Annotated in this window: 11 protein-coding genes; 2 read left to right on the top strand and 9 right to left on the bottom strand. The window is 68.0% G+C overall.

Translation table 11 applies throughout. The features are described 5' to 3' along the window. Positions 1-246 precede the first annotated feature (246 nt). The 3 genes from ACOZHM_RS01700 to ACOZHM_RS01690 form a co-directional block, all read right to left on the bottom strand. Entirely contained in the window at positions 247-1,392 is a 1,146-nt protein-coding gene (locus ACOZHM_RS01700) for an MFS transporter (protein ID WP_421567215.1), read from the bottom strand. 10 nt (positions 1,393-1,402) lie between these two features. Further along, entirely contained in the window at positions 1,403-2,179 is a 777-nt protein-coding gene (locus ACOZHM_RS01695; protein WP_421567214.1) for a DeoR/GlpR family DNA-binding transcription regulator, read from the bottom strand. 131 nt (positions 2,180-2,310) lie between these two features. Further along, positions 2,311-3,219 (bottom strand): LysR family transcriptional regulator, encoded by a 909-nt coding sequence (locus tag ACOZHM_RS01690; protein WP_421567213.1) that lies wholly within the window; start codon positions 3,217-3,219, stop codon positions 2,311-2,313. A 98-nt stretch (positions 3,220-3,317) separates the two neighbouring features. Between ACOZHM_RS01690 and ACOZHM_RS01685 the strand changes: the two genes are divergently transcribed. Together ACOZHM_RS01685 and ACOZHM_RS01680 are read left to right on the top strand one after the other, a co-directional pair. Then, complete coding sequence (locus ACOZHM_RS01685) at positions 3,318-4,079, top strand: SDR family NAD(P)-dependent oxidoreductase (RefSeq protein WP_421567212.1); 762 nt, start codon at positions 3,318-3,320, stop codon at positions 4,077-4,079. 86 nt (positions 4,080-4,165) lie between these two features. Then, positions 4,166-4,471 (top strand): DUF3817 domain-containing protein, encoded by a 306-nt coding sequence (locus tag ACOZHM_RS01680; protein ID WP_421567473.1) that lies wholly within the window; start codon positions 4,166-4,168, stop codon positions 4,469-4,471. Between the two features lie 66 nt (positions 4,472-4,537). Here the strand turns inward: ACOZHM_RS01680 and ACOZHM_RS01675 are convergent, their stop codons facing one another. The 6 genes from ACOZHM_RS01675 to atpC form a co-directional block, all read right to left on the bottom strand. Further along, positions 4,538-7,228, bottom strand: a complete 2,691-nt coding sequence (locus tag ACOZHM_RS01675; RefSeq protein ID WP_421567211.1) for an autotransporter outer membrane beta-barrel domain-containing protein — start codon at positions 7,226-7,228, stop codon at positions 4,538-4,540. A gap of 202 nt (positions 7,229-7,430) precedes the next feature. Further along, the gene (locus ACOZHM_RS01670) at positions 7,431-7,754 is read right to left on the bottom strand and encodes a thioredoxin family protein (protein WP_421567210.1); all 324 of its coding nucleotides are present in this window, start codon (positions 7,752-7,754) and stop codon (positions 7,431-7,433) included. Further along, the gene (locus tag ACOZHM_RS01665) at positions 7,748-8,209 is read right to left on the bottom strand and encodes a flavodoxin (protein ID WP_421567209.1); all 462 of its coding nucleotides are present in this window, start codon (positions 8,207-8,209) and stop codon (positions 7,748-7,750) included. Before ACOZHM_RS01665 ends, ACOZHM_RS01670 begins: the two co-directional genes overlap by 7 nt. 13 nt (positions 8,210-8,222) lie before the next feature. Then, a complete protein-coding gene (locus ACOZHM_RS01660; RefSeq protein ID WP_421567472.1) occupies positions 8,223-9,266 on the bottom strand; it encodes a ribonucleotide-diphosphate reductase subunit beta in 1,044 nt (347 codons plus the stop codon). 81 nt (positions 9,267-9,347) lie between these two features. Next, on the bottom strand, positions 9,348-11,699 hold the full coding sequence (locus tag ACOZHM_RS01655) for a ribonucleoside-diphosphate reductase subunit alpha (RefSeq protein ID WP_421567471.1): 2,352 nt from the start codon (positions 11,697-11,699) through the stop codon (positions 9,348-9,350). 229 nt (positions 11,700-11,928) lie between these two features. Further along, positions 11,929-12,375 (bottom strand): ATP synthase F1 subunit epsilon, encoded by a 447-nt coding sequence (gene atpC / locus ACOZHM_RS01650; protein WP_421567208.1) that lies wholly within the window; start codon positions 12,373-12,375, stop codon positions 11,929-11,931. Between the last annotated feature and the right edge of the window lie 84 nt (positions 12,376-12,459).

Genomic DNA, 12,459 nt, shown 5'->3' with positions numbered 1-12,459 from the left:
GATGAGATGGTAGGCGGTTCCGGGCAGCCACGCATGGCGTGGCAATACGCTCTTACAGCGCGATCGTCCTGCGCACGTAAAAATTCGTAGTGCCACGCCATGCGTGGCAACCGCGCGCAGCGCGGCACAAGCGTCCGACATCGCGCAAACGCGGCGCTCGACATCCCTCCGGCGTTTAGATCCGGCCGAAGACATCCGTCAGTGTTCATGATGCCGGAACGGAGAGCAGCCACGCATGGCGTGGACCTACGCGCGCACCCACCTCGCGCTCACGCCCACCAGCAGCAACGCGACGGCAACGGCGCAGAACGCGACCACCAGGCTGCTCCCCTGCGCCACAAACCCGATCAACGCCGGCCCGGCCAGCACCCCGGCATACCCCAAGGTAGTGATCGCCGGGATCGCCAAGCTCTCGGGCATCGCCTTCTGGTTGCCCGCCATGGAGAACAGCGCCGGCACGATGTTGGCGCAGCCCAGCCCGATCAGCGCGTAGCCCAGCAGCGCCGGCAGCAGCGCACCCGCGAAGGTGGCAACGCCGAAGCCCACGGCGGCCACGATGCTGCCAAGCAGGATCGCGCGCAGGCGACCCAGCCGGGCCACCACGCCGTCGCCGACCAGGCGGGTCACGGTCATGGCAATGGCGAAGGTCATGAAGCCCAACCCCGCACGGTCCGGCGGCAGCTGCTGCACTTCGTGCAGGAACACCGCGCTCCAGTCGAGCATGGCGCCTTCGGCCAGGAAGGCGACGAAGCACAGCACGCCGATGGCCAGCACCACGCCATGCGGCATGGCGAATACCGGCGCGCCGCTTGGCGCACGGTCGCGCCGCCAGTGGCGCACCGACAACCCCAGCACCGCCACCATGGTGGCCGACGCCAGCACGCATACCCACAGCGGTGCCAGGCGCAGCGCCAGCAGCGCGGTCATCGCCGCCGCGCCGACCGCACCGCCGATGCTGTAGAAGGCGTGGAAGCCGGACATCATCGGCCGGCCACTGTCGCGCTCCACCATCACCGCCTGGATGTTCATCGTGCAGTCGCAGGCGCCCACGCCCGCGCCGAACACGAACAGCGCCAGCCCCAGCGTCCACGGCGTGGGTGCAATGGCCAGCAGCGGCAGGCTGGCCATCACCATCAACAGGGTACCGATCATCACGGCGCGGCATCCGTAGCGCGCGGCGAGCACGCCCGCCAGTGGCATGGCCAACAGTGAGCCTGCGCCCAGGCACAGCAGCACCAGCCCCAGCGTGCCCTCGTCCAGGCCGGTGCGTGTCTTGGCGAAGGGCACCAGCGGCGCCCAGGCCGCCGTGGCGAAGCCGGGCAGGAAGAACGCGGCACGGGTAGCGTGTTGTTCGGCACGCGCGGCGCGGGCGGGCAGGGTAGTGATCGTCATCGGTGCGGCCTCAGTGCTGCGCGGCGCGCAGGATGTCCACGCCGCGCTGCTGGAACGCCTGTACCTGCGCGTCCGGCGCATCGTGTTCGATCACCAGCAGGTCGATCTGCTCGAGCCCGCCCACGCGGTAGGCCGCCTGCGTGCCGAGTTTGTCGTTGGTGGCCACCGCGACGCAGCGGTTGCTGGCCGCCAGCAGCGCACGCTTGAACGGGGCCTCTTCGCCATCGATGGCCCACAGGCCGGCGTCTGCGTCCACCGCGCAGGTGCCGATGAAGCACAGATCGGCACGCAACCCGCCGACCGCCTCCAGTGCCTGCGCGCCGATGCACGCACCCGCACGGGCATCCAGCCGCCCGCCGATCAGGCTCACCTCGATGCCGCCCCGCGCCAGCAGTGCCAGCGCGATGTCCGGCGCGTTGGTGATCACATGCAGGCCCTGCTGCACGGGCAGGCAGGCCGCGATGGCGCTATTGGTGGAACCGGCGTCGAGCAGGAGGCACTCGCCCGGGCGCACCTGCGCCGCCGCCGCGACGGCCAGGGCGTGCTTCTGTGCGGCCTGCTGGGCATGGCGTGCGGGCAACGGTGGGAAGGACGGTGCGGCGGGCAATGCGCCGCCGTGCACCTTGCGGCACAGGCCCTGGCTGGCCAGGTCACGCAGGTCGCGGCGGATGGAGTCTTCGGAGACCGCCATCTGCACGGCCAGTTGCGCCGAGAACACGCGGCCCTGTTCGCGCAGCAGGCGCAGGATGGTCTGTTGGCGTTCGCCGGGCAGGGTATCGGGAGTCATGGGCAGGTCTCGGCAGTCAGCGCAGGGCCGCCAATCGTGCACAGACGTGCAGGAAAGTGCGGTTTCGTGTGCCGGAGTGTACATGTTGGCTGCATGTATGTGCACGATATTGCGTGAATGAGCGGGAATGCTCAATCCCGCCGCTGCAGTTCCGGCACCAGCAGTTCCGCCACCCAGTCCATGAACGCCGCCGCCCGCCGCGGCAGGTGCCGCCGCTGGGCGTAGAGCAGGGTGACGGGCATCGGTTCGGCGACGCACTGCGGCAGGATCTCGACCAGGGTGCCGGCCGCCAACGCCTGACGGGCGCCGAGCCGCGGCACCTGGATGATGCCCAGCCCGGCCAGCGCGGCGGCACTGTAGGCCTCGCCGCTGTTGACGGTCACCGCGCCGCGCATGGGCAGGCTGCGGTATTCCTGGCCGTCGTGGTACTCGAAGCCCGGCGAGCGCTGGCCCAGCGTGCCCACGTAGTGGATCAGCGCGTGCGCGGCCAGGTCGTCCAGCGTCTGCGGCATGCCGTGCGAGGCCAGGTAGCCGGGACTGGCGCAGTTGACGATGTGCATTACGCCCAGCGGCCGCGCCACCAGGGTGTTGTCGTCCAGCGGGCCGACCCGCAGCACGCAGTCGAAGCCCTCGCGCACCAGATCGACGCGGCGATCGGTACCGCTCAGTTCGATCTCCAACCCCGGGTGGCGGTCCAGGAACGCCGGCAGGTGCGGCACCACCAGTTGCCGCGCCAGGCCGCTGGACATGTCCACGCGCAGCCGGCCCTTGAGCTGGCCGGTGTCGCGGCGGAACATGCCCTGCAGTTCTTCCATGTCGTCGAGCAGGTCGCGGGCGCGCTGCTGGAACTGGGCGCCATCGGCGCTGAGCTGCACCCGGCGGGTGGTGCGGTGCAGGAGCTGCACGCCCACCTCGGCCTCCAACCGCTGCACGGCCAGCGAGACGCTGGCCTTGGGCAGGCCGAGCTGGTCGGCGGCGGCGGTGAAGGAGCCGAGTTCGGCAACCCGCAGGAAGCTGCGCAACTGGTCGAGACGATCCATGGATTGTTCGCGTGGTTTGGACAGTCAAATCAGGATCGCGCGATTTATGTGCTCCTGCAATATCAATAGTCTGGTTCCACCCCAACGAGGACACCGACATGACCGCTTCGCAACGTACCGTACTGATCACCGGCGGCAGCCGTGGGCTGGGCCGCAACGCGGCACTGGCGCTGGCCGCCGATGGCGCGGACATCATCCTGACGTACCGCAACCAGGCCGACGCCGCCAACGCGGTTGTCGCCGCGATCGAGGCACTGGGTCGGCGGGCGGCGGCACTGCCGCTGGACATGGCCGACAGCAACGGCTTCGCGGCGTTCGCTTCGGCCGTGCAGGCGCAGCTGCAGGCCTGGGGTGCTTCCGGACTGCAGGGGTTGTTCAACAACGCAGGCGAGGGCCACTACGCCCCGATCGCCGACACCACGCCGGCCGCCTTCGACCACCTGGTCGCGGTACACCTGAAGGGCCCGTACTTCCTCACCCAGGCGCTGCTGCCTCTGATCGTCGATGGCGGCCGCATTCTCAACGTCTCCAGCGGTCTCGCACGTTTCGCGCTGCCGGGCAGTTCGGCCTACGCGATGATGAAGGGCGGCATCGAGGTGTTCAGCCGCTACCTGGCCAAGGAACTGGGTGCGCGCGGTATCAGCGCCAACACGCTGGCACCGGGCGCGATCGAAACCGATTTCGGCGGCGGGCACGTTCGCGACGACGAGAAGATCAACGCGATGGTGGCGGGCAATACGGCGCTGGGGCGTGCCGGGAAGCCGGATGACATCGGCCCGGTCGTCGTTGCGCTGCTGTCGCCGCAGACCGGCTGGATCAACGCGCAGCGTGTCGAAGCGTCGGGTGGCATGTTCGTCTGACTGCGAACGCGTTGCATTCGCGGCAAGCCGGTATGATGGCCGGCCTTGCCGCCGTTGCCGAGATCGTCTTGCGCGCTACTGTTCCGATGCACCCGATGGGTCGTGTGTTCGCCGTTGTGGCCCTGTTCGAAGCGTTCACCTGGGCCGGCCTGCTGGTCGGCATGTACTTCAAGTACCACGCGGCCGAGCCGACCAGCGCGGGTGTGGCGCTGTTCGGACCGGTGCATGGCGTGGCCTTCATGGTCTACGTGGTGGTCACCGTACTGGCTGCGGTGAAGCTGCGCTGGCCGTGGTGGGCCGCCGGGCTGGCATTGCTCGCCGCCGTGCCGCCGCTGGTGACGCTGCCGCTGGAATGGTGGTTCAAACGGCGCGGGTTGTTGTCGGCGCGTTGAGACGAGCGCGGCAGGACGATTTGCGGAGCGATCGCGTAGAGCCACGCCCTGCGTGGCTGCGCGGTCTCACCATCTGTAACTCATCCCAAGCTGCGCGGTGCGCTGGCGGTAGCCGTTTCCCTGCTGCAACGCCAGGCCGGCCCAGGCGCCCAGGCCGCCGGCGAAGGTGATCGATGCGCCCGCGCTGACTTCGGCGCGGTCGCGCGGGATGCGCGCATCGACGCGTTCGTCGTCCATGAGCACGCGCGCATCCGCACCGGTGCGCAGCCAATGCGCGGCGATGTACGGCTGTACGGTTGCGGCCGAGCCCTCCCAGCGCGTGACACCGGACACACGCACACCGACCCGCCCGAACACGCCGTTGGCGTCGTCGTTGGTCACCACGGTGCCGTTCTGTTCGGTGTGCTGCACGTCATTCCAACGGGTGTACCCGACCTGCAGCTGCGGCTCCACGAACAGCATGCTGGCGCCGCCCGAACGGCCGATGCGGAAGGCATGGCCCACCTCCAGCGCGCCTTGCCACGCGCGGCTGTCATAGCGCTCGGTGGCCAGTGCGGTGCCTTCCACCCGGTTGCTGAAGCGGGCGTGCTGCAGCGAACCGTCCAGGTAGAAGCCGCCGTAGGGATCGCCGTTGCCACCGGCACGCCAGGTGCCGTAGACGCCCAATGCGGTGCCGCGGACCTTGCCGCGTGCCGAGTACCCGGTGAGCTCGCTGGTCGAGGTGCTGCTGGCGTTGCCGCTGGACAGCATCACCCCCACGCCGCTGCCCTGCGGCGTGCGCAGCAGCGCGGTGCCCACGCTCAGCGCCTGGCTGCTGCCGTGCACGTCCAGCTGGCGGCTGTCGGCGTCGAAACGATTGCGTGAGCCGTCCACGCGGGCCCACGCGCGGCCGCCGTTTTGACCTGCCTCACGCTCGTGGTAACCGAGCCGGAACATGCCCTCGGCCGCCTGCAGGTTGGCCAGGTACGCGCCGGGTTCGGGGCGCAGCACCGGGACCGGCTCGGGTTCGGGTTCCGGCGTCGGCGGGTCCACGCACTGCGGCAGCTGCGGGTCGATCACGCACTGGTCGGGCAGGCTGGGCACCTGCTCCAGCGCGGAGCGCAGGTACCAGTTGCCATTGCCGGCGTCCTTGAACAGGAAGTACTCGTAGATGCCACCGACCGCGCGCCCGCTCAGGTCGAAGGTGCCGTTGGACGCACCGGCGATGTCGATCAGCTCGATGCCCAGGCTGGTCAGTGCGCCGACGCCGCCCACGTTGTTGACCCGGACATTGGTCTGGCCGCTGCTGTCGCCCCCGATGACCAGCTTGTCCGACGCGGCGTCATCGCCGGCCAGCACCGTATTGAACACCAGGGTGCCGCCTGCGCCGGTGTAGTCACCGGTGACCTGCAACGTGTGGAAGGCGCTGCCGTCGCCGAATTCGATGACCGCGCCGCCGCCCACGCTGAGCTGCTGCATCGAACTGTCGCCGGTCAGCAGCCAGCCGGCGCCGTCCAGCCGCACGCCGGTGCCGTTGACGATGGCGCCCTGCAGCGTGGCGCCGTCGGTGAGGCTCACATTGACCGTCGCACGGTTGTTGGTGCCCTGGGTCCGCCCGACGATGTCGCCGATGATCTGGGAGCCGGCCACGTCCAGGTTCGCGGTGGCCAGCGCCCCCACGTCCAGCGCAACGCCGTTGCCCCCTTCCACGCGCGCGCCGTCGCGCAGGGTGATGGTGGCATTGCCGCCCAGCTGCATGCTGATGGCCGGGCCGGTATCGGACAGCACGCGGGAGGCGCTGATATCGACCGTGTTGCTGCCGGCCGCGCTGCCGGTCAGGCTGATGGCACTGGTGCTGCCTTCGATGCTGCTGCCCTGCAGGGCGGTGAAGCTGCCATCGGTGAGCGCCACGCCAATGCCGCTGGCGGTGCCGCCGCCCAGGCTGGCGTCACCGCGGATGCGGGTGCCGGTGGCGGTCAGCGTGGCATTGCGGCCGACGCTGGCGCCGTTGGCGGCCACGATGCGGGAGTCGCGCACGTCGGCAACGGGTGCGGACGGGCTGCCGTTCGGCGTGGCGCTGAGGACCAGGCCGGTGCGGATGGACGAGACGTCCGAGCCGGTCATCAGCAGGCTGCCGTCATCCATGCGGATCCCGGCGGTGGTGCCCGACAGCGTGCTGTTGCGCACCTCGGCGCTGCCACCGTCGATGTCCAGCGCATAGCCGAGCGCGCCGCCGGCGCTGCCGTTGGAGCTGGCCGTGACCGTGTCGAGCACCAGCCGCGCGCCATCGCTGACCTGCAGCGCTTCGCCGCCGGTGGTGAGGGTGGTGTTGCCCAGCACCAGTTCGCTGCCTGCGCCGGTGGCGGCAAACCCACGGCCGGCCGAGCTGACGGTCATCGCGTCGATGCGCATGCTGGCGCCTGCCGAGACACTGCCGGCATCGCTGGTGGTGGAGGTGAAGGTCATCTGGCCGCCGCTGAGGGTGGCGGTGCCGCTGTTGGCGACGCGGATGCCGAACAGGCCGGTCATGTCCACGCCGGTGCCGATGACGCTGGCGTTGTCGACCTGGATGCCGCCGGTGGCACCGCCGGGGGCGATGGTGAGCTCCGCGCCGTCTTCCACGGTCCACAGTTCACGGGCGTCGCCGGGGTTGACCGTGTGGGTGCTGCCGGGGCCGGTGAGGGTGCCGGCAGTGGCGGCGAGGGGCAGCGAGGCCAGGGTGAGCGCGATGGCAGCAGACAGCATGCGGCGACGGCCGCACGAGTACGTGAGGTTCATGGCTGGACTCCGAAACGAAACTAATGGACCGGTAGACCCCCGTAGCACCACAACGTAGTACCAAGGTCCCGGGCAGGATCGGAATAGTCCGATTGCGACCTGCCCTGAACCATGCAACATGTTGCATACGTCACTATCAGCGTTGCCTGTTCAGCATGAGCACGCCTATGTAGAGCCGGCGTGAATGACGCATTTGACCCCCTCAGCGCCTCGTAACGGCGGCGGCGATGTGTTCGGGCGACTGGAATCCGGGCAGGCGCGCGATTTCGTGACCCCCGCGAACGACGCTGAGCGTTGGGGTCTGCCGCAGGCCCAGCGTGCGGAAGAAGGCCTCGCCCACGTCCTCCAGCTTCACCTTGAGCAGCACCCGTCCCTCGGCCTGGGGCGTAGCGGCGAATGCGGCCAGCGACATCTCCAGCATCCTGCAGCCAGGGCAGTTGTCTTTGTGGAAGTCCACCAGCAGGTCCGGGTGGGTACCGAGCAGGGCGTAGTAGTGCTCGGGCGATTCGGCGTACAGGGTCAGCATGGGCAAGGTGTCTCGAGGGGAAGCAGTACGGTGTCGGTCCACTGCTGGATGGCCAGGGCATGGGCGCTGCCATGCGGCATCTGCTCGATCTCCAGCACCGGGTAGGGCGAGCCGAAGAAACGCGCCAGCCGATGCGCGGCGCCGCAGTAGTACTCCAGCCCCCACTGGGTTTCGCCGGTGCCGAACACCGCGACCTGGTCCGGCGGCGGCAGGCCGGCGCGGTTGCGCAGCAGCGCCACGAACCGCTTCATCTCGGCCGGGGTGCGCCCGGCGTTGTCGGTCCAGCTGCCGAGCAGCAGCCGGCCATGCGGTTGCAGTACCGCCTCGGCCGCCTGCGGATCTTCGACATCCAGCAACCGGGTGGTGTGGCCGCCGGCCTGGCAGCGCGCCGCGATCATGCGCGCCACTTCGCGGGTATTGCCGCTCAGCGACGCGTAGGGCAGCAGGATGTGCATGGGCCACTCCCGTTCACAGGTCGTCGAAGCCGTTGTCCGAGTTGGTCTTCTTGTAGCTGGCATTGCGCATCTCGAAGAAGTCGGTCTTGGTCTCGGTGAAGTTGTCGGCGTAGGCCTTGATCCATGGCATGACGTTGGCGTTGGCGTCGCCGTACAGCTTCTCGATGCCCAGCATGCCGGCCATCTTGTTGGCGCGGTACTTCACGTAGCGGATCATCTCGTCCACGTCGATGCCGTCGATACCGTCCAGTACTTCGCCGGTCCAGCGGGTCTCCAGCGCGATGGCATGCTCGAACGCGTCGTGCACGTAGGCGGTGAGCTGATCGCCCTGCAGCTGCTGGTTCTCGCCGACGATGGCGCGGATAAGTTCGCTGATGAACTTGGTGTGGGCCAGCTCGTCGCGGTTGATGAAGCTGATGATCTTGCCGGTGCCGGTCATGCGGTTCTGCCGCACCAGGTTGTAGAAGAAGGCGAAGCCGGAATAGAAGTTGATGCCTTCCAGGATCGACGACTGGATCAGGGCGCGGATCAGGGTCTCGGCGGTCTTCTCGCGCATGAAGTCATCGTAGGACTGCATGATCGGCGCGTTGCGGGCCAGGATGGTGGGGTGGGTGCGGGCCAGTTCGAACACGCGGTTCTGGTCGGCCAGCCCGGCAATCGAGGCCAGCACGTAGCTGTAGCTCTCGTTGTGGATCACTTCCTGCTGGCCGATGATCGCCGCATTGGCGTGCGCGGCCGGGTCGGTGATGTATTCGGCCACGTTGTAGATGAAGCGGGTCTGCGGCGAATCCAGCGTGGCCAGCAGACCGATGATGGAATCGTAGGCATTCTTCTCGCGCGCCGACAGCTCACCGTACTGGCGCGCGTCGCCCTTCATGTCGACCTCGTCGGGGATCCAGAAGTTGGTCGACAGCTCCTTGTACGCCCGGTAGAAGGACGGGTAGGGAATGTCGTTCCAGTTCAGGATGCCGCTGGTGCGGCCGTTGATGATGCCGGTGGAGCGGTTGGGGTAGCGGGGCTCGAGAATCTTGATGCGTTCAAGCGGCGTTGCCATGATGTTCCTTGGTTGGGCTACGGGGTGCGCCATCGTCCATTGCAACCGGCGTAGAGCCACGCCATGCGTGGCTGCAGTGCCTGGTCAGGACGCACACCACTCACATTCCTGGATATCGATATCGTTCGACCGCACGTAATACGTGGTCTTCAACCCTTCCTTCCACGCACTCATGTGCAGGGCCAACAACGTGCTCGCCCGGATCGTGCTCGGCACATACAGGTTGAAGCTGATCGACTGGTCCACATGCCGCTGGCGGCGCGCGTTCTGGCGGATGCTGGCGAACTGGTCCAGCCGGTACGCGCCCTTCTCGTAGTAGGGGTAGGTTTCCAGCGACAGCCCCGGCGCCGCCACCGGCCGGCGGAAGTCCTTCTTCTCTTCGTAGTAGAACGCGCCGTACACCGGGTCGATGGAGGCGCTGGAACCGGCAATCTGCGCGGTGCTCATGTTCGGCGCCACCGCCAGCAGCCAGCCGTTGCGCAGACCGTGCACGCCGACCTGCGCGGCCAGCTCCTGCCACGCGGGGCTGTCGTAGCCGCGGGCGCGGAAGTACTCGCCGTTGTGCCAGTCGCTGCCGAGGAAGGCGCTGTAGCGGCCCTTCTCCTGCGCCAACTGCATGCTGGCCTGGATGGCCAGGTAATTGATCCGCTCGTACAGCGTATCGGCGTAGTCCTCGGCCTGCGCGTCGTTCCATGCGATCTGCTGCAGGGCGAGCAGGTGGTGCCAGCCGAAGGTACCCAGCCCGATGGCGCGGTACTTGCGGTTGGTGATGGTCGCCTGCGGCACCGGCAACTGGTTGAGGTCGATCACGTTGTCGAGCATGCGTACCTGGATCGGCACCAGCCGCTCCAGCACGTCGGTCTGCAGCAGGTCCGGCGCGGCGGTGACCGCACGCCCCAGGTTGATCGAAGACAGGTTGCAGACCACGAAGTCACCGGCCTGCCGGGTCGTCACGATCTGGTCGCCGCTGATCATCTCCTGGATCATGCGGGTGGGGCTCATGTTCTGCAGGATCTCGGTGCACAGGTTGCTGGAGTACACCGTGCCGGCATGCTTGTTGGGGTTCTTCCGGTTCACTTCATCGCGGTAGAACATGAAGGGGTTGCCGGTTTCCAGCTGGCTCACCATGATCCGCTTGAACAGGTCGATGGCCTTGAGCGTGCGGCGGCTGATCCGCTCGTCGGCCACGACCTCGGCATAGCGCGTGCGGAAGCTGCCCTGGCCGCGCTGCTCGTCATGGAAGTCCTGCAGGTACCAGCCCTTGATGCGGTGCACCTCGTGCGGGTCGAACAGATACCAGTCGCCGCGACGCTCCACCGCCTCCATGAACAGGTCCGGCAGGCACACGGAGGTGAACACGTCGTGCGCGCGCAGGCGCTGGTCGCCGTTGTTCAGGCGCAGGTCCAGGAAGTTTTCGATGTCGCGGTGCCACACGTCCAGGTACACCGCGATGGCGCCCTTGCGCTGGCCAAGCTGGTCGACGCTGACGGCGGTGTTGTTGAGCTGCTTGATCCACGGCACCACGCCGCCGGAGGAATTGGCCACGCCGCGGATCGGTGCACCGGCCGAGCGCACGTAGCCCAGGTAGGCGCCCACGCCGCCGCCGTGCTTGGACACGCGGGCCACGTCGGTGTTGGAGTCGTAGATGCCCTGCAGGCTGTCGTCCACGGTATCGATGAAGCACGAGGACAACTGCCCGCCGATTTTGCCGGCATTGGCCAGGGTGGGCGTGGCCACGGTCATGTACAGATGGGAGAGCGCCCAGTAGGCCTCGCGCACCAGCAGCATGCGCCTCTTGCGCGAGCGGTCGCCGTGCAGGTGTTCGTTCTGCATGAGGTACAGCGCGATAGTCAGCCAGCGTTCCTGCGGCAGCTCGAACACGCCGCGCGACTGGTCGGTGGCCAGGTAGCGCGTGGCCAGCAGGTACAGGCCGTTGTAGGCGAAGAGGCGGTCGCGGTCCGGGTCGATCATGCTGCCGGCCTCCTCCAGTTCTTCCTTGGAATAGGCCTTGAGGATGTCGATCGAGTACACGTTGCGGTCGGCCAGGCTTTCCTGCAGGCCCACATAGGAGCCGTACTTCAGCGCGGCATCGTAGAAACGGTTCCGGCTGGCGCGCTTGTACAGGCGGCGCAGGTACAGGCGCGCGGCGAAGTGTTCCCAGTCCGGCGCCACCACGTCGATGCGCGATTCGGCTTCGCGCACCAGCAGGTCCACCAGCTCATCGGCGCTGATCTGGCTGCGGCGATGCACCAGCGCCAGCACCGCGCGCAGGTAGTCGGCCAGGTCGAGCGCGGGGAACTCGGCATGCACGCCGCGCAATCCGCGCTCCAGCCGCGCCGGGTCGAACAGCATGCGGCGGTTGCCGGCTTCCTTGGTGATCCACAGTTCGCCATCGTTGGCGGGGGTGGCCGGATCGAGGGACACGAGGGTGCCCATCGCGGCAGCGGTGTCTTCGGTGCGCATCGTCATTCCATCTACTTCCAAGGTCCGTTCGGGGTGTCACGCCGGGAGGCCGGGAGGGCCGACAGGGGCGTGACGCAGAACCGGGCCTGGCGGAAGCGGGGAGCCGATAAACACAACATAGTGTGGGTATGCCTCATCGTCAACATCATATGTTGTGTCGGCGAGGCGCAAGAGATGACCAAATGCCGCAGTCAGGCGCGTCCTATTTCCAGGGCAGGCCGCGCAGTTGCAGGTTGCGCTGGTGCATCAGTTCGGCATGCAGCCGGGCGTAGTCGGCGTCGGTGAATTGCTGCGCCATGGGCGAGCCGGCGGCGTCGCGCGCGGCCTGCGCACGCGCCTGGTCGAGGTCGTCGCTGCGCAGCGCCAGGTCGGCCAGCACGATCACCTTGCCGGGTTGCACCTCCACGTAACCGCCCGACACGTACACGTGCAGCGGCGGCTCGGGCGGGATCGGGTAGACCGACACCATGCCTTCGCGCAGCGTGCTCAGCAGGGGCGCGTGCTGGGCCATCACACCGAAGCGTCCCTCGCTGCCGGGCAGGCTGACCTCGCGCACATCGCCACTCCACAGCTCAGCAGACAGGCTGATGATCTGCAGCGAAAACGCGCGCGCGTCGTCAAGCAGCGCGGGCAGGGCGGGTGACGCCATGGGGGGATCCTTGCAGAGGCGTGCATGCAGCTTAGCGAGGTGGATGTGTGCGCGTGGTTGATCTCCGTCAACGATCGGCTGCGC

This window comes from Stenotrophomonas sp. PD6 (genome assembly GCF_049199305.1).
Classification (GTDB): domain Bacteria; phylum Pseudomonadota; class Gammaproteobacteria; order Xanthomonadales; family Xanthomonadaceae; genus Stenotrophomonas.
Note: the sequence above shows the minus strand (reverse complement) of the source record. Positions and strands in the feature narration are given on the sequence as shown.

Coding starts and splice junctions, on each gene's coding strand:
- ACOZHM_RS01700 (WP_421567215.1), bottom strand. CDS start 1,392: ATGACGATCACTACCCTGCCCGCCCGCGCCGCGCGTGCCGAACAACAC.
- ACOZHM_RS01695 (WP_421567214.1), bottom strand. CDS start 2,179: ATGACTCCCGATACCCTGCCCGGCGAACGCCAACAGACCATCCTGCGC.
- ACOZHM_RS01690 (WP_421567213.1), bottom strand. CDS start 3,219: ATGGATCGTCTCGACCAGTTGCGCAGCTTCCTGCGGGTTGCCGAACTC.
- ACOZHM_RS01685 (WP_421567212.1), top strand. CDS start 3,318: ATGACCGCTTCGCAACGTACCGTACTGATCACCGGCGGCAGCCGTGGG.
- ACOZHM_RS01680 (WP_421567473.1), top strand. CDS start 4,166: ATGCACCCGATGGGTCGTGTGTTCGCCGTTGTGGCCCTGTTCGAAGCG.
- ACOZHM_RS01675 (WP_421567211.1), bottom strand. CDS start 7,228: ATGAACCTCACGTACTCGTGCGGCCGTCGCCGCATGCTGTCTGCTGCC.
- ACOZHM_RS01670 (WP_421567210.1), bottom strand. CDS start 7,754: ATGCTGACCCTGTACGCCGAATCGCCCGAGCACTACTACGCCCTGCTC.
- ACOZHM_RS01665 (WP_421567209.1), bottom strand. CDS start 8,209: ATGCACATCCTGCTGCCCTACGCGTCGCTGAGCGGCAATACCCGCGAA.
- ACOZHM_RS01655 (WP_421567471.1), bottom strand. CDS start 11,699: ATGGGCACCCTCGTGTCCCTCGATCCGGCCACCCCCGCCAACGATGGC.
- atpC (WP_421567208.1), bottom strand. CDS start 12,375: ATGGCGTCACCCGCCCTGCCCGCGCTGCTTGACGACGCGCGCGCGTTT.